The 16,290-nt window shown below is 59.1% G+C and carries 18 protein-coding genes; 6 read left to right on the top strand and 12 right to left on the bottom strand.

The window, feature by feature from the left end:
- Positions 1-4: 4 nt before the first annotated feature.
- From sfsA to AABB31_RS11665, 3 genes are all read left to right on the top strand, one after another.
- Positions 5-706, top strand: a complete 702-nt coding sequence (gene sfsA, locus AABB31_RS11675) for a DNA/RNA nuclease SfsA (protein WP_342077970.1) — start codon at positions 5-7, stop codon at positions 704-706.
- A 53-nt stretch (positions 707-759) separates the two neighbouring features.
- On the top strand, positions 760-1,572 hold the full coding sequence (gene map / locus AABB31_RS11670; RefSeq protein ID WP_373635778.1) for a type I methionyl aminopeptidase: 813 nt from the start codon (positions 760-762) through the stop codon (positions 1,570-1,572).
- A 162-nt stretch (positions 1,573-1,734) separates the two neighbouring features.
- Positions 1,735-2,766, top strand: a complete 1,032-nt coding sequence (locus AABB31_RS11665) for a TRAP transporter substrate-binding protein (protein ID WP_373635777.1) — start codon at positions 1,735-1,737, stop codon at positions 2,764-2,766.
- A 111-nt stretch (positions 2,767-2,877) separates the two neighbouring features.
- Here the strand turns inward: AABB31_RS11665 and AABB31_RS11660 are convergent, their stop codons facing one another.
- Genes AABB31_RS11660 through AABB31_RS11645 form a run of 4 tightly spaced genes read right to left on the bottom strand, consistent with a single transcriptional unit; the run spans position 2,878 to position 5,499 of the window.
- On the bottom strand, positions 2,878-3,087 hold the full coding sequence (locus AABB31_RS11660; RefSeq protein ID WP_342077972.1) for a hypothetical protein: 210 nt from the start codon (positions 3,085-3,087) through the stop codon (positions 2,878-2,880).
- 9 nt (positions 3,088-3,096) lie between these two features.
- Positions 3,097-3,741: an HAD family phosphatase gene (locus tag AABB31_RS11655; protein ID WP_342077973.1), complete on the bottom strand. Its 645-nt coding sequence runs from the start codon at positions 3,739-3,741 to the stop codon at positions 3,097-3,099.
- Complete coding sequence (gene rsmD, locus AABB31_RS11650) at positions 3,731-4,288, bottom strand: 16S rRNA (guanine(966)-N(2))-methyltransferase RsmD (RefSeq protein ID WP_342077974.1); 558 nt, start codon at positions 4,286-4,288, stop codon at positions 3,731-3,733. Before rsmD ends, AABB31_RS11655 begins: the two co-directional genes overlap by 11 nt.
- A complete protein-coding gene (locus AABB31_RS11645) occupies positions 4,285-5,499 on the bottom strand; it encodes an FAD-dependent oxidoreductase (protein ID WP_342077975.1) in 1,215 nt (404 codons plus the stop codon). Before AABB31_RS11645 ends, rsmD begins: the two co-directional genes overlap by 4 nt.
- An 88-nt stretch (positions 5,500-5,587) precedes the next feature.
- Between AABB31_RS11645 and AABB31_RS11640 the strand changes: the two genes are divergently transcribed.
- Positions 5,588-6,079, top strand: a complete 492-nt coding sequence (locus tag AABB31_RS11640; RefSeq protein ID WP_342077976.1) for a peroxiredoxin — start codon at positions 5,588-5,590, stop codon at positions 6,077-6,079.
- A gap of 54 nt (positions 6,080-6,133) precedes the next feature.
- Here the strand turns inward: AABB31_RS11640 and AABB31_RS11635 are convergent, their stop codons facing one another.
- The 7 genes from AABB31_RS11635 to AABB31_RS11605 are packed head-to-tail and all read right to left on the bottom strand — an operon-like array spanning position 6,134 to position 12,734.
- Positions 6,134-6,982 (bottom strand): mechanosensitive ion channel domain-containing protein, encoded by an 849-nt coding sequence (locus tag AABB31_RS11635; RefSeq protein ID WP_342077977.1) that lies wholly within the window; start codon positions 6,980-6,982, stop codon positions 6,134-6,136.
- 1 nt (position 6,983) lies between these two features.
- Positions 6,984-7,283: a 4a-hydroxytetrahydrobiopterin dehydratase gene (locus tag AABB31_RS11630; protein WP_342077978.1), complete on the bottom strand. Its 300-nt coding sequence runs from the start codon at positions 7,281-7,283 to the stop codon at positions 6,984-6,986.
- A complete protein-coding gene (locus AABB31_RS11625; protein ID WP_342077979.1) occupies positions 7,280-8,464 on the bottom strand; it encodes a GNAT family N-acetyltransferase in 1,185 nt (394 codons plus the stop codon). The genes AABB31_RS11630 and AABB31_RS11625 overlap by 4 nt, the downstream gene beginning before the upstream one ends.
- Before the next feature lie 31 nt (positions 8,465-8,495).
- Positions 8,496-9,248, bottom strand: coding sequence for a glycerophosphodiester phosphodiesterase family protein (locus AABB31_RS11620; RefSeq protein WP_342077980.1), 753 nt, complete (start codon positions 9,246-9,248; stop codon positions 8,496-8,498).
- The gene (locus AABB31_RS11615) at positions 9,245-9,706 is read right to left on the bottom strand and encodes a RidA family protein (RefSeq protein ID WP_342077981.1); all 462 of its coding nucleotides are present in this window, start codon (positions 9,704-9,706) and stop codon (positions 9,245-9,247) included. The genes AABB31_RS11620 and AABB31_RS11615 overlap by 4 nt, the downstream gene beginning before the upstream one ends.
- A gap of 53 nt (positions 9,707-9,759) precedes the next feature.
- Complete coding sequence (locus AABB31_RS11610) at positions 9,760-11,073, bottom strand: HlyD family type I secretion periplasmic adaptor subunit (RefSeq protein WP_342077982.1); 1,314 nt, start codon at positions 11,071-11,073, stop codon at positions 9,760-9,762.
- On the bottom strand, positions 11,070-12,734 hold the full coding sequence (locus AABB31_RS11605; RefSeq protein ID WP_373635804.1) for a type I secretion system permease/ATPase: 1,665 nt from the start codon (positions 12,732-12,734) through the stop codon (positions 11,070-11,072). The genes AABB31_RS11610 and AABB31_RS11605 overlap by 4 nt, the downstream gene beginning before the upstream one ends.
- Positions 12,735-13,013: 279 nt before the next feature.
- On the opposite strand from AABB31_RS11605, the gene AABB31_RS11600 reads away from it, so the two are divergent.
- The gene (locus AABB31_RS11600; RefSeq protein WP_342077984.1) at positions 13,014-13,337 is read left to right on the top strand and encodes a hypothetical protein; all 324 of its coding nucleotides are present in this window, start codon (positions 13,014-13,016) and stop codon (positions 13,335-13,337) included.
- 48 nt (positions 13,338-13,385) lie between these two features.
- Here the strand turns inward: AABB31_RS11600 and AABB31_RS11595 are convergent, their stop codons facing one another.
- Positions 13,386-15,545, bottom strand: coding sequence for a transglycosylase domain-containing protein (locus tag AABB31_RS11595; RefSeq protein ID WP_373635776.1), 2,160 nt, complete (start codon positions 15,543-15,545; stop codon positions 13,386-13,388).
- A gap of 403 nt (positions 15,546-15,948) precedes the next feature.
- Between AABB31_RS11595 and AABB31_RS11590 the strand changes: the two genes are divergently transcribed.
- On the top strand, positions 15,949-16,287 hold the full coding sequence (locus AABB31_RS11590; protein WP_342077985.1) for a P-II family nitrogen regulator: 339 nt from the start codon (positions 15,949-15,951) through the stop codon (positions 16,285-16,287).
- The last annotated feature ends 3 nt before the right edge of the window (positions 16,288-16,290 follow it).

Raw genomic sequence — 16,290 nt, 5'->3', positions numbered from 1 at the left:
GGCCATGCATTTTTCCACGCCTCTTGTCCCCGCGCGTCTGATCCGCCGTTACAAACGGTTTCTCGCGGATGTGCGGCTGGAAGACGGGCGCGAGGTTACCGCCCATTGCGCCAATCCGGGTTCGATGATGTGCTTGGCCGCGCCGGGGACAAAGATCTGGCTGGAACCAAATGACGACCCAAAAAAGAAGCTGAAATTCGGCTGGCGTCTGGTGGATCATGAGAATGGTCATTTTACGGGGGTCGATACCTCGGTGCCGAACAAGGCGCTGAAGGCCGCATTGATCGCCCATGAGGTGCCGGGGCTGCCCGACTACACCCTTGTCCGGTCCGAGGTGAAATATGGCGAGAACAGCCGCATTGATTTCCTGCTGACCGGCGATGGCGCGGCGACATATGTCGAGGTCAAAAGCGTGACCTTGTCCCGCCAATCGGGGCTGGCAGAGTTTCCCGACAGCGTCACGGCACGTGGCACCAAGCACCTGAATGCGCTGGCGCAGATGGTGGCGGAAGGTCACCGGGCCATCATGTTATATCTGGTGCAGCGCACCGATTGCGACGCGATGACACTGGCCCACGATATTGATCCGGCCTATGCCGCAGCGTTTGAAGCCGCCCAAAAGGCGGGGGTTGGTGCCATGGCGTTGCGCTGCGCCATTTCACCGCAAAGAATTATCCCCGACGCCCAGATACCCATCAGGCTCTAGAACTCTGCCACCAATTCCCCTATGTGCCAGAAAACCGACAAAGGACAATCGACGTGCAAACCAATCGTGGGCGCATCACCAAAGACGGCATCAGGATTTATGAACCGGGCGATTTTGCCGGCATGCATGCGGCAGGTCGGGTTGCGGCCCAGATTCTTGATGATATCGCGGCACATGTATTCACCGGTCAGACGACCGGCGAAATAGACCGGCTGATCACGCAAATGGTCGATGATGCCGGTGCGACCTCTGCCACGATTGGCTATAAAGGGTATCAGCATGCCAGCTGTATCTCGGTCAATCACGTGGTGTGTCACGGCATTCCGGGCGACAAAAAGCTCAAGGATGGCGATATCCTGAATATCGACGTCACGGTTATCGTCGACGGATGGTTTGGCGACACAAGCCGCATGTATGTTGCGGGCGATCTTCCACGCAAGGCAGAGCGGCTTATTCAGGTGACCCATGACGCCCTGATGAAGGGTATCGAGGCGGCAAAGCCGGGTAACACGTTTGGTGATATCGGCCACGCGATCCAGGTCTATGCGGAAAGTAACAGGATGTCGGTCGTGCGCGATTTCTGCGGGCATGGCCTGGGCCGTGTGTTTCACGCCCCCCCCAACGTGGTGCATTATGGGCGCCCCGGAACCGGCCCGACCCTTGAGGAAGGGATGTTCTTTACCATCGAGCCGATGATCAATCTGGGCCGCCCGGATACCAAGGTGCTGGCAGATGATTGGACAGCCGTGACCCGTGACAAGTCCCTCTCTGCGCAGTTTGAGCATTCCATCGGTATCACGGCGGATGGGGGCGAGATCTTTACCTTGTCACCCGGCGGGAAATATCACCCGACATGGGAAAGTTGAAAACGGCCTGCCGCGGTTGGGCCCGGCGGAAAGCGGGGAAATGCGCGGCTGAATTCCCCGTAAAATGTGTTCTTGCGCTTTGTGGCAGTGCCGCTTACCTATCAGGTGTCGCTAGCGGTGACACCCCCTCCCAACATAGTCAAAGATGAAAGGATGCATGCGATGCACCTGATCAAACACGCCGCTTTTGCGGCCGCCTTCACCATGACCGCGACATCTGCCGCCGCGCAGGAGGTCACCTTGCGGTTCCAGCATTTTGTGTCCCCTGCAAGCGCCAACCCGACCTATTTCATGCAGCCTTGGGCAGATGCGATCGAGGAACAGTCACAGGGCCGTATCAAGGTCGAACTCTATCCGTTCATGCAATTGGGCGGGGCCGCCCCGAACCAATATGACCTGATCCGCGACGGTGCCATTGATGGTGGCTGGGTCATCCCTGGCTATCAGCCCAACCGGTTCCCCGAGGCCGAGGCGATGGAGCTGCCGTTCATGACAACCAAGTCAGGCGAGGAGGCATCAGCCGCCGCATGGGAGTTCACGCAGGAATTCCTCATGGATGATTTTGCGGATGTGCATGTGATCGCAGCGCATATGCATGGGCCCGGTATCGTCCACAAACGCGGCGCGAGCGTGGCCACGGTCGAGGATTTTGCTGGTCTGAAACTGCGCGGTCCGTCCCGCCCGGCGACATTGTTGCTTGATCAGCTGGGGGCGACCCCAATCGGGATGCCTGTCCCTCAATTCCCCGAGGCGCTGTCTAAGGGTGTGGTTGATGGCGGTGTCATCACCTGGGAGATGTCCCCATCACTGAAACTGAACGAACTAACCGACAGCCACACCGATGTGGCCGGTGACCGGGCGCTCTATAACCTCTATTTCATCTGGGCGATGAACAAGGACGTCTATGACGGCATGCCGGAGGACCTGCGTGCGATCATTGATGCCAATTCGGGGATGATGGCCAGCATGTGGGCCGGACGGGCCCATGATACCGGTGATGTGGTCGGACACGAGCTTATGGCCGCTGATGGCAACGAAATTGCCGAATTGTCTGTCGCTGAAACGGACCGGATCAAGGCGCTGGGCGAGATCGTCACTGCAAACTGGATCGTCGAGATGGACGAGAAGGGGTTTGATGGGGCCGCATTGGTCGACGCCGCACAGGGTTACGTCGCCGGCAATATCGCCCAGTGATCGTGATAACAACGGATTAAAAGCGTTATGCGAAAAACCTGAATCACCTAACGCTGCCTGAAATCAAAGATTTCAACGCGTTAGGTGATATTCGATGTATCAGGTATTTCGTCAAACGCTATAGTCGTGATCGCGCCGGGGCTGTTTGTCCCGGCGCTTTTCGTCCAACCGTTTCCATAGCAGGCCAAGTATCGTTTCGCCCGCCAAAGGACTGACACAGTCCCCAATCAGCACCGGCGCGCCAAACGGCACGGGTGCCGGCAACGGCGTTTCTTCTGTGCTGCGCGTTGCGATGAACGGAATGTCTGCGATATCCGACATGCAGGCAGGCTAACTTATCCCGATGGCCCGCGCAATTTCATCCATTGATGTGACAGGTATCGCGCCTGTGTCACCGATCCGGGCCGGGCCACCCTCTGCCACATAGCCAAAGCATCGGATACCTGCGGCCTTGGCGGCATTGAACCCTGCGGGCATGTCATCAATCATCACCGCGTTGTCCTGGGCCACGCCCGCATCCGCCATGATCTGCAAAAGCATCCCGGGTTCCGGTTTTGGCGGATGATCATGCCCGGAATAAATCCGGCCCTCGAACAGGTTCCATAGCCCGTTTGGCGCCAGCGTGATCTCCATCTTGGCCATCGGACCGTTCGACGCAATGGCCCGTTTGATGCCTGCACGATCACAGGCATGGATCAGTTCCATCACGCCCGGGATGACGGGCGTGCCTTTGCGCAGCGCAGCAAAGACGGTTTCGTAAATCCGGTCAATCCAGTCATCGGGCAAGTCCGCGCCCTTTTCACGGGCCTCCCGTGCGATGCCCGCAATGGTACCGCCCGCGAAACGGGTGTGGATCTCTTGCGGTGATACCGCGTAGCCGTGTCTGGTCAGATCGGCCGAGAGAACCGCATCTGTGACCGGTTCGGTATCAACAAGAACGCCGTCACAATCAAAGATCACTAATTCAGGGGTCATGGCGCATCACATTTATCCAGGTACTGCCATAACGGCGCTGATCGAGTTGCGTAAATCCGGGTGGTGCGATCTGCGCGCTGGCCTCTTCCCAGACGATAATGGCCTGCGGTGCGATCCACCCTTGCGTCAGGGCTATTTGCAGGGCCGCCTGGCCCATATTCATCGCGTAGGGCGGATCGAGAAAGATCAGATCACACGCATCGCCTGCCGGTAGCTTTTCGATATCAGCGCTGATCAATGTCGTGTCTGCCTGCCTGCGCAGTTTTGCGATATTTGCGCGGATCAGTTTCTGGGCGGCTCGGCTGCTATCGACAAAGGTCGCATGGGCCGCGCCGCGCGACAATGCCTCGAGCCCCAGAACACCGGTTCCGGCAAACAGATCAAGCACCCGTGCTTCGCGGACGGGATCGCCAAAACGCCCACCATCAAGCATGTTGAACAGGTTTTCGCGAACCCGGTCGGTTGTGGGGCGCAAATGCGCCGCCGCGTCGCCTTTGCCGACCTCGGTCAGTGTCGTGCCGCGGTGAATGCCCCCGATGATCCTCACGCCCGCAAAAGTGCCTTCATATCGGTCGCCGGATCAACAAGGGCCGCGGGGGCGGGGCTCCGCCCGGCTTCGATCAGTCGTTTGCCAATCATGTAGTTGCGCGGGTCGTTCATGGCATCCACCGCGATTAGCCGGGGGCCGTTGAAATACCAGTTTGATTGCACGCCCGGCGCGTCACCCTTGCGCATGTAGACATCCGTATAGCCCAGATTGAGGCCCGCGATCTGCAGCTTGCAGTCGTACTGATCCGACCAGAACCATGGTTTGGGCTGATAGGGGCTGTTGGCACCAAGGATGTTGCACGCAACCGCCTCGGCCTGGGCAATGGCGTTGCCGACACTCTCGATGCGGATGCGTTCGCCTTCGAACAAACATGACGCGCAATCCCCCGCCGCCCAGATATGCGGATCAGAGCTGCGCCCGAAATCGTCGGTGGTAATGCCGTTGCTGACCTCCAGCCCGGCGGCCTCGGCCAGTGCTGTTGCAGGTTTCACGCCGACGCCCACGACGACAAAATCGACCGCGATCTCGGTCCCATCTGTCAGGACAGCGCCTGTTACGGTATCATTGCCGCGCAATTCCTTCAGGCCGGTCCCTTCAAGGATGCGGACGCCGTGGGATTGATGCAGCGCCCGGAAATAGTCAGAGGTTTCAGGCGCCGCGACGCGTTGCAGAATACGGTCCGCCATTTCGACCAGTGTCACGTCAAGCCCACGCTTGGATGCGACGGCGGCCGCTTCCAGCCCGATATAGCCGCCACCAACGATCAGCACCTTGCGGCCCGGCGCGAATGCCGGGGCGATTGCGTCCGCATCTGCGAGATCCCGCATCGTGAACACATTGCCAAGCGCGCCACCGATCTTTGCCGGCAATCTGTGCGGCTCTGCGCCTGTCGTCAGCGCCAGCTGATCGTAGTGCAATACCTGCGCATCCGACAATGTGAGGGTCTTCGCCGCCGGATCAATTGCGGTAACAGACACGTCCAGCCGCAGTTTAATGTCCTGATCGGCATAAAACGCCGGTGGGCGCAGATACAGCCGCTCTTGCGTCATATCGCCCAGCAAATAGGCCTTGGACAGGGGCGGGCGTTGATAAGGGGGCACTTTTTCCGCACCAATCAGCGTAATCTGCCCGGTAAACCCTTCGGTCCGCAGCCGGGCGACAAGTGCTGCACCAGCCTGTCCGGCACCCACGACGACAACATGGTTCATCACTGATCCCTTTGAAAGCTGGTCCCTTGCTGAACAAAACTCTATATGCGAGTGGTCAAGAGATACAATTGCGAACCGGGGGAAGACTATGACAATTAAGACGGGTGATACGGTACCTGACGCAACACTGCTGCAAATGGGCGAAGACGGCCCCCGGCAGGTGTCGATGGCCGACAAGATCAAGGACCGCAAAGTCGTAATTTTCGGCCTGCCCGGGGCATTTACCGGCACCTGTTCGACCGCCCATGTGCCAAGCTTCATGATCACCTTTGACGACTTCAAAGAGAAGGGCGTGCAAGAGATCATCTGCGTGTCGGTCAATGATCCGTTTGTAATGAAGGCCTGGGGCGATTCGACCCGCGCCAATGATGTGGGCATCACGATGCTGGCCGATGCGGAAAGCCAGTTCACCACGGCTATCGGCATGAACTTTACCGCGTCGCCCGTTGGTTTCGTCAACCGATCCAAGCGCTATTCGATGCTGGTTGAAAATGGCGAGGTGAAAATTCTGAATGCAGAATCGAACCCCGGCGAATGTGAGATTTCAGCGGGCGAGACGTTACTGGAAGCCATGGAATAGGCACGCCGGCCAGATCGGGCGGGTAGGGGCGGCGCAAGATGCGCCGCCTTTTTGTTATTCGGCCGCCGCCTGCAGGATTGTCCGCGTGGGGAAGGGGATATCGACGCCCGCGCTATCCAGCGCCTCTTTGACCTTGCGTTTCATATCAGCCTGATACGCGAAGTAATCAGCCGCATCGCACCAGACACGCACCAGAAAATCCACGGAACTGTCATTGAGGTTGTTGACCTGAATGAACGGCTCCGGTTCGGTCTTGGACCGCTCGTCAGCCATGATCGTATCGCGAATGACGTCTTCGGCCTGTTTCAGGTTCGCCCCGTAGCCGACGCCAAATGTCCATTCCGCCCGGCGGGTCGGGTAGCTGGAATAATTGACAATCGTATTTCCCCAGACCGCCGAATTGGGGATGATGATCTGGACGTTCCCGATTGATGCAAGCTCGATAAAGTTCAGGGTCACATCCTTGATCGTGCCCATCTGTCCGTTCACCTCGACGAAATCACCTATTTTGACCGGGCGGAAAAAGACGATCATCACCCCCGCCGCAACATTGGACAACGTCCCCTGCAGCGCCAGACCAATGGCCAGACCTGCGGCACCGATGACCGCCACGACCGACGTGGTCTGCACCCCGAATGTGTTCAGGACAAACAGAACCGCAAAGGCGATGACGACGTAGCGGGCTACGTTGCCCAGAAAGTTGAACAGCGTCTTATCAAGATGCTTGTGCTTTTCGCCCAGGCGTATCAGGCGCTTGCGAATCCAGCCCCCGACGACAAAGCCGACGAACAGGATGAAAAGGGCTGCGATCACGCTGCCCACAACCGATGCCAGAAACTCGGGCGACAACAGGTCGCCAACGGTTTTACCGTTCCAAATCACAGTATTGAGTAGGTCTTCCAAGTCAGTCTCCTGCGAGTGTGTCCATCTTCGCGCCAAGTTTCGCGTCGAGCGCGCTTAGACCGTCGGCGTCATGTGTGGTCAAGGTGACCTCGACCGTTTTGTAGACATTCGACCATTCAGGGTGGTGGTTCCACTTTTCGGCCCACAGGGCAGCCCGGGTCATAAAGCCGAATGCCTCGACAAAATTCTTGAACACAAAACTTTTGTGGATCGCGTCGCGCCCGTCCAGTAATTGCCAGCCAGATTGCAGCAGCGGGTCGATCATTTCCGTGCGCTCGGCCGGGGTAAGTTTGTCGGTCATTGCTGTTCCTCCATGTCGGTTTTGCGAAAAGGACCATAGCTGGTCAGAACTTCGATTTCGTGATCCACGGCATTACGTTCAGCTTTCAGGTATTTGCCCACCGCATCCCGAAAACCGGAGTCGCCGAACCAATGCAATGAATGGGTGGTGACGGGCAGGTAGCCCCGTGCAAGCTTGTGTTCGCCCTGCGCCCCTGCCTCGACCCGCGCCATACCGGTGCGGATCGCATAATCAATCGCGCGATAATAGCACAGCTCGAAATGCAGACAGGGGTGATGTTCGACACAGCCCCAATAGCGCCCGTAAAGGGTTTCGCGCCCGATAAAGTTCAACGCCCCGGCCACCGCCCGCCCGTCGCGCATGGCCAGGACCAGCAGCATGTCATCGCGCAGATATTCCTGTGCCTGATCGAAAAAATCGCGGGTCAAATATGGGCTTCCCCATTTGCGATGTCCGGTGTCCTGATAGAACCGCCAGAACGCATCCCAATGTTCCGGCGCGATCTTATCGCCGGTCAGCTCAATAATCTCGCCCCCGAAAGCATTGGCCTGATTGCGTTCCTTGCGGATATTCTTGCGCTTCCGGCTCGATAACGAACCCAGAAACGCATCAAAATCGTCATATCCGGCGTTTTCCCAATGAAATTGCTGCCCGATCCGGGCGAGCAATCCCATTTCCTGCCCGGCAATTGCCTCGGCCTCGGTGCAAAATGTGGCATGCACTGATGACAGTTGGTTTTCCGCGGCAATTTGCACCGCACCCTGAACGAGGGCTGACATGCCGATGGTTTCGGCGCCCGGGCGGGTCAGAAACCGGCGCCCGGTGGCGGGCGTGAACGGGACTGCGATTTGCAGTTTGGGGTAATATTCCCCGCCGGCACCTTCGAATGCATGCGCCCAGTTATGGTCAAAGATGTATTCGCCCTGACTATGCGCCTTTGCATAAAGCGGGGTGACGGCAATGACCTGCCCATGCTGGTGGGCAACCAGATAGCGTGGGTGCCAGCCGGAACCGGGACCAACCGATCCGCTATCTTCCAACGCCTTGAGAAACCGATATGTCGTGAACGGGTCATAGGGCCTGCCATCAACAGCCTCGGGGCAGGCGCAGGCATCCCAATCGGCGGGATCGACCGCGCCCAGATCGGAATGGGCTGTGATTTCAATGGCGGCGTCTGTCATGCAGTGCAACTTGGGGGGCGGCTGCCCGCCGTCAAGCCAGATATCCCTCAAACGTGACATTATCCACGATCCGGCGGGCGTCTTTTTCGGCCTCGGGTGATCGGATGGTCCAGCACAGGATTGCAGCACCTTGGGATTTCAGCGCCGCGACGCGCGGCCTGTCCAGATCAGACGCCTCGTGACTGATAAAGCTTGCGCCAACCTGGTCGTAGTCTGGAATATCACGCAGCCTGTCCCGGACCTGCTCCGGAACCTCTGGCCAGAACTCGGCCAGATAGCTCGAGGTGACAATACCGCGCGGGATATCTGGTGCCAGCGTCGCGCAGCGGGCGACGGCATGCGGGTTGAAAGACATCAGCGCGACATCGCCGGTATATCCGGCCAGGGCGTCCGTGGTGGCCTGTTCCAACGGGCCGATATTCGGCCCCATGGCACCGTCCTGATCCTTGATCTCGACCAGCAACGGCACCCGGCCCGCAACAATGGACAAGACATCCACAAAGGCAGGGATCATTCCGCCATCGTCCCACAAGGCAATTTCTTCGAGCTCGGCGCGGGTTTTGTCGCGCACGGGTCCGGCCGCTGCGGTAAGCCGGTCAAGCATGTCGTCATGGAACACCATGGCGTGGCCATCACTGGTCAACTGCACATCAATTTCGATGCCATAATTGGCGGCAATCGCAGCCTCGATGGACTTCACGCTGTTTTCGACGCGACCGGCCTTGCGGTCATGCAAGGCACGATGCGCAAGCGGGCGGTCAAAGAAGGCGGCGGGCAGGCTCATGCGATCTGGAAGATGGCTTCGATTTCGACGGCGACGCCGAAGGGCAGGCTGGCGGCGCTGACGGCCGATCTGGCATGCCGCCCCTTGTCGCCGAGGGCCGCGACCATGAAATCCGAGGCCCCATTGATCACCTTGGGCTGGTCTCCGAAATCCGGGGTTGAGTTGACAAAGCCAACCAGCTTGACGACCTGCTGCAGACGATCAATCTCGCCGCCGCAGGCTGCTTTCAATTGCGCCAGCAGGCTGATTGCGCAGGTCTTGGCCGCCGCTGCACCCGCGTCTGCATCCATATCCGCCCCCAGCTTGCCGACGATCATCCCGTCGGCAGTGGCCGCAATCTGCCCCGAAACATGGACCAGATCGCCCACGATCACATAAGGCACATAGTTTGCCGCAGGCGCGGGGGCGTCGGGCAAGGTAACGCCTAGTTCCGCCAGTTTGGTTTCAATCGCAGACATCGCATCCTCCGTTCATTTGCGCGCACGCTAGCGGGCAACGCAGGGCGGTGCAATCAGGACTCGCGGAATGCCTTTGCGAAATAATCAGCCAGCGGTTTCAGCAGATATCCCATCGGGGTCCGGTCTGCCGTCCGGACAAACGCCTCGACCGGCATACCGGGGATCAGCGTCATATCCTGCGGCAGGCGCCCCACCTCGCCTTCGTTCAACTGCACCTCGGCTCGGTAGTAGGACAGGCCCGAATTCTCATTCTGAAACGCATCGGCCGAAATCAACGTGACCGCGCCTTTCAATTCCGGCGTGCGTCGCTGGTCAAATGCGGAAAAGCGCAAGGTGACTTCCTGGCCCAGGTGAATCTGGTCGATATCGACGATCTGTACCTGCGTGGCGATGACCAGTGGGCGGTCTTGCGGGATCAGGTAAAGCACGGGATCAGCAGGTCGGATCACCGATTGTTCTGCAAAGACCTGCAGCCCATAGACGATCCCGGACACAGGTGCGCGAATATCCAGACGATCCAGCTGACGGGTCAGCGTGCGCCGCCGTTCGGACAATTCCAGTTCGTTGAACTGCAGATCGCGCAGGCGCGTGATCGCCTCTTCGCGGCGACTGGATGACAGGCCAAGGATCTGGATTTCGATTTCCGTCATGCGTTCCTGCGCCTGCGCAGCTTGCGCGGTCAACTCGCCGACGCGGCCCAAAAGGCTGGCCTCTTCCCGCTGCAGGGTCAGGACCCGGCTGGCCTGCGCCAAGCCGCGATCAAGCAGGCTTTGCTGATCGGCCAGCTCTTGGGTGATGAGGTCCTGTTGGGTCTTGAGCGCGGTTTGCTGGGCTGCGATCCCGGTCAGCTGGCTGGCAATCTGGGCGCGCTGCTGGGTCAATTGTTCGACCGCGCGCTCGCTTGATTCAAGGCGCGCCTCAAACAGACGGACCTGCCCGCTGACCAGTTTTTCGGCCTCTTCATCCTCGGCGTCCAGCAATAGTGGATCAAACGCAGGTGTTTCCAGCCCGTCCCGTTCGGCCTCCAACCGGCCGCGGCGGGCCAGAATTTCGAACAACTGCCCTTCGACAATCGCCAATTCGGACCGCAGTACCGATGCATCAAGACGGATCAGCAGATCCCCCGTTTCGACGGTATCACCCTCATCGACGAGGATTTCCTCGACCACGCCGCCATCGGGGTGCTGCACGACCTGTCTGTTGCGGTCGACCTCGATCTGGCCACTGGTGATGACAGCGCCGGTAATCTGCGCCATCACGGACCATGTGCCAAAACCACCCACAAGGATGATCAGCGCGACGATGCCAAACGCCAAATGGCGGCTGGCGGACCAGCGTTTTGCGGCGGGGTCATTTGGCTTTTTCATGACACGCCTCCTGTCTGGCCGGCACTCCGTTTGATTTCGGTGTGGTTCTTGACCATTTCGGACAGCACCTCGTCCTTGGGGCCAAAGGCACGGCGCGCCCCCGCCTCGATGACCAGCAAAAGATCGCATTCCTGAATGGCGGCGGGACGGTGTGCCATGATAAAGATGATCCGCCCCTCGGCTTTCAATGCCTTGATCGCCTTGTTCAATGCGGCAGAGCCATCATTATCAAGGTTGGAGTTGGGTTCATCCAGAACCAGCACCACAGGATCGCCATACATCGCGCGGGCCAGACCAATCCGCTGGATCTGTCCACCTGACAAGCGGCCCGTATTGGCCGAAACGCGCGTGTCATAGCCGTCGGGCAATTTCAGGATCATTTCATGGGCTGCCGCCTTCTTGGCTGCGGCAACGACGGCGGCGTCATCGGGCTGCATCGACATGCGGGCGATGTTTTCCTTGATCGTGCCGTCAAACAGCATCACCCGCTGGGGCAGGTAGCCGATATGCTGGCCCAGAACGTCCGGGTCGTATTGGTCAAGCGCGGCCCCGTCCAGACGGATTTTCCCGCCAGCCGGTTGCCAGACACCCGTCAGAACGCGGGCAAGGGTCGATTTCCCGGCGCCAGACGTTCCGATGACCCCCACGGCCTGGCCCGGTTTGACCTCAAAGCTGATCAGACGCAGCGACGCCTGCTTTTCACCCGGCGGGACAACCGTGACCTGATCCGCCAACAGGCGGGCCTTGGGCTTGGGCAGGTTCATCCGCTGCTCTTCCTCGCTGACGCTGCCCAGAAGCATGCCAAGGTTGCGCCATCCCTCGCGCCCCTTTTGGAACACCGCCCATTGGCCAACAAGCAGCTCGATCGGGGCCAGGGCGCGGCCCAGAAGGATTGAACCCGCAATCATCGCGCCCGGCGAGAGTTCGTTGATCAGCACCAGATAGGCCCCAAGACCCAGCATTGCGGATTGCAGGAACAGGCGGAACGACTTGGTCAATGCGGTGAATGTGCCAGATGCGTCCGCTGCGCCAATGGTCGAGTCTAGTGATTTGCCGCGGGCAACCTGCCACCGGTCAAAGGATGCATTGCGCATCCCCAGCGAGTGGACCATTTCACTTTCACTGCGAATCTGGCTGCCCAGTTGGTCAGACGCAAAAGAGGCTGCGTTCGCCTCTTCCAACGGCTTCTTTGTTGTCAGCTGGTTGAAAATCGCGACCCCGATCAGGATCGTCGCACCCACAAGGGCCAGAACCCCCATCAGCGGGTGGAAAATGAAAATGCCCCAGAAAAACAAGGGCGCCCATGGCAGATCGAACAAAGCCATCAGGGCGGGTGAGGTGATCAGCCGCTGCGTTGCTTCCAGATCACGCAAGCCGGTTGCAGCCTCGCGCGGGGCGCGGTTTAGCGTTGTGGCTTTCAGCACCGCGCTGAACACGCGGCGATCCAGTCGGGCCTGAAACCGGGCACCAACCCGGCCCATCACACGGCCGCGCACAAAATCAAGCACACCCATCACCGCGTAGAGAAAGGCCACCAATACCGACAGTGCGATCAGCGTTTCGAAAGAGCGTGAACTGAGCACACGATCATAGACGTTCAGCATGTAAAGCGGGCCGGTCAGCATCAGCAGGTTTACGAAAAAGCTGAAGATGGCCACCATCCAGTACAAATGGCGGCTTTCGCGGCGAGCGGCGATCAGCTCGGCCTCGCCCTTTTTTCTGATTTCTTCCAAAATGCGCCCCGTCTGGCCTTTTAAAATCTCTGGCTTTGATGCGCAGCACGCACGTGAAATTCAAGATACATTTGCGGCTGCAGGCTTCACATAGCCGTATATCGCTCAGAACTTAGCATATTTCATTGATTTGGCGACGGAAATAGATCAGACCATCCGGTCATGTGCCGTTTGATATCTCCTATTTTCTTCAGCCTGTGTGTGATCATGCCCGCTGCAAGCATCGCCGGACCCTATGATGGCGTCTATAAACAAACTGCTAACGCCGAATGCGCGCTGGTCGGGGCAGATGGTGGATCAATCAAAATCGAAGAGGGCATTTTCTACGGGGTGGAGCTGGAATGCCGTCTGACCTTGCCCGTTGATATCAACAATATGGATGCCACGATCTATACGATGGAATGTTCCGGCGAAGACCAGACATGGACCGAAAGGGCCATTCTCATGAATGATGCCAGTGAAGACGGGCTGTTCATGATGTGGGACGGCTATGTGTTTCGCTATGACCGCTGCGAAGCGGGCGAATTCTGAGAACAGCCGGTCCGGAACGGTTTGACCGCGCGCCAGTGCGGGACAATTTCAGTTGGTCGTGTCCGTCATGATGGATTCCAGCAGGTTCAGGATGTCATCATCGACAACCTCACCCCCCTCGCTTTCAAGGATGGGTGCTGCAGCGGGTGCTTGTGGTTCCAGCATGGGCAGGGCGGTTGGTGATTTATCCGCAAGGACCCGCGTCATGGTTTCTTTCCAGATCGTGGCGGGTAGCCCGCCCCCGGTTACCCCGCTCAGGGGCCGGTTGTCATCATAGCCCATCCAGACGCCAGTGACGTAGTCGCCCGTAAAGCCGATAAACCACGCGTCGCGCGCGCCCTGTGTCGTGCCGGTCTTCCCGGCGATTTCCCAGCCGTTGATCCGCGCCCGGGCGCCGGTGCCTTCGTCGACGACTTTCTTCATCATCCATGTCAGAGTGCGGGCGGCCTCTTGCCGGATCACACGCTCGCCGATCCCGGTGCCGGTTGCGTCCATCAGTGGCGCATCATCGCCCTGAATGCGCAGATCGGTCAGGCCAAACGGTGTCACGGCAGAGCCGCCATTCAGGATACCTGCAAAGGCCCCGGTCATTTCCAGCAGGTTGCTTTCCGAAACCCCAAGCGCCAGCGCGGGCCCCGCTGCCAGATCACCGCTAAAGCCGAACCCTTCGGCCACGACGCGCACAAGTTCGCGCCCGACCTCTTCGGATAGCAAGATGGCCGGGATGTTCCGGCTTTCCGCCAGTGCCTGCACCAATGTCACAGGCCCTTTGAACGCCCGGTCGTAGTTTTCGGGACACCAGTCGCGGGACCCGCGCCGCTGCCAGCAGGTGCGTTGATCATCCACCAGCGAATATGGGGACATCCCCAGATCCAGGGCGGCGGCAAAAATGAACGGCTTGAAGGCCGATCCGGTCTGCCGGTTTGCCTGTGTCGCCCGGTTGAATGCACCGGTCTCGCCCAGGTTTCGCCCGCCCACCATGGCGCGCACAGCACCATCGGCAGACATCACGACGATGGCGGCCTGTGCTTCTGATCCGGCACGCACGTCGCGGTCAAACACGGTCAGCATCGCCTCTTCTGCCGCTTTCTGGATGTCCTGATCCAGCGTGGTGCGAATGATCACGTCTTCGGTTGTGTCGCGGGTGAAGAATTCAGGCCCGCTGCGCATGACCCAATCAGCAAAGAATGTTGCGGCATTGGCCCGGGCGGTTGCGGACAAGGTCGCGGGATTGGCGCGGGCATCCTGGGCCTCTGCATCGGTCAGGTATCCCTGTTCCTGCATCAGCCGAATGACGGTGTCGGCCCGATCCTGGGCGCGCGCCAGATTGTTAGTGGGGGCAAATGTCGACGGGGCCTTGAGAAGGCCTGCAAGCATGGCCGCCTGGGCGGGCTCAAGTTCGGCTGCATTGCTGCTGAAATACCGCTCGGACGCGGCCTGAAAACCACGCGCACCGGCGCCAAGATAGGCGCGGTTGAGGTAGATGGTCAGGATTTCGTCTTTCGTGTAGGCAATTTCCATACCAACCGCAAAGACCGCTTCGCGGGCCTTGCGCCAGATTGACCCCTGCCGGCAGTCGTTTTCGTATTCCGCCTCGCTGGCCCATTGTTGCGGATCGAACGGCACGCCCAGACATAGCAGTTTGGCCGTTTGCTGTGTGATGGTAGAGCCGCCATTGCCCGATAGCGGGCCACGGCCTTCGCGCAGATTGATCCGGACCGCAGATGCAATCCCGCGGGGCGAGATACCAAAATGGCGGTAGAAGCGCTTGTCCTCGGTGGCCACAACCGCGTTGCGCAAATGGCGCGAGACATTCTCGGCGCGGATCAAGCCACCAAACTGGTCGCCCCGCCACGCAAAGACGTCACCTTTGTAGTCGGTCATCGTGACAGAGCCGCGCGTGCGCCCGTCGATCAATTCCGTCATTGGCGGCATCTGCTGGGCAAAATAGAACGAAAACCCGGCGATAATCAGCGCGATCACAAGGCCCAGACGCCAACTGACCGCCCAAATGATGCGGAACGTCCATTCAAACGGAAACAGGAGCCAGCCAATCACCCCCCGTTTTCGGGCTTTGGGCGCAGCCTTCCGGCGTTTGGCCGCAGGTTTTGCTGCGGCCTTCTTTTGGGTCGGCTTTTTTGCTGCCGGTTTGGCAGGGTAGCGACGCTCGGCCACCAAGGGGGGCCGTTTCTTGCCATTTTCGCTCATGTACCGCTCGTCTGACTGTTTGTCATTTTCACCTACTATAACCAGTGCCGGGTGCGGCGACCAGTCGGTTTGCCGACCGGTCCGGTTGACCCCGGGGGTATGTCGCCGACATGCAGTTTTGCAGCAGTATTTGCCGACAAAATCAGGAGCGGCAGATGGGCTGCTTGTGTTTTGCCGGGAACGATGGGGATTCGGCAGAGCTGGTCCGCCATGTTGGTTTCGTCTAATGCCCAAAAAATAAGCAAAGTATATTTTTTGTGCAAAAATTGTGCAAATTGGAATGGTTAACATCCGATTAAGTAGGGCTGGAACCTTGCCCTGCGGGTTTCCGCAGGCTCTTTCTCCCCCTGCAAGCGGGCGATGCTTTCGGCGCGTCCAGACGAAAAATTGCAAGGGGAACAATGTGAAACTCATCATTGCAACAATCAAACCGTTCAAGCTCGAGGAGGTGCGCGAGGCGCTGACCACCGTGGGCGTGCGCGGCATGATGGTGTCTGAAATCAAGGGGTTCGGATCGCAATCCGGCCATACAGAGATTTATCGGGGCGCCGAATATGCCGTGAATTTTGTGCCGAAGGTCAAGCTCGAGATCGTGGTGCCAGATGCCATGGCCGAACAGGTGGTCGCGACGATCGCCGAGACCGCCAAAACCGAGAAGATCGGCGATGGCAAGATATTCGTACTCGACGTCGAGGGCGCGTTGCGCGTGCGCACGGGCGAGACAAATGACGACGCGCTGTGATCG

The organism is Yoonia sp. SS1-5, assembly GCF_038443705.2.
Classification (GTDB): Bacteria; Pseudomonadota; Alphaproteobacteria; order Rhodobacterales; family Rhodobacteraceae; genus Yoonia; species Yoonia rhodophyticola.
The sequence above is the reverse complement of the archived record's forward strand: the minus strand, read 5'-3'. Positions and strand labels throughout refer to the sequence as shown.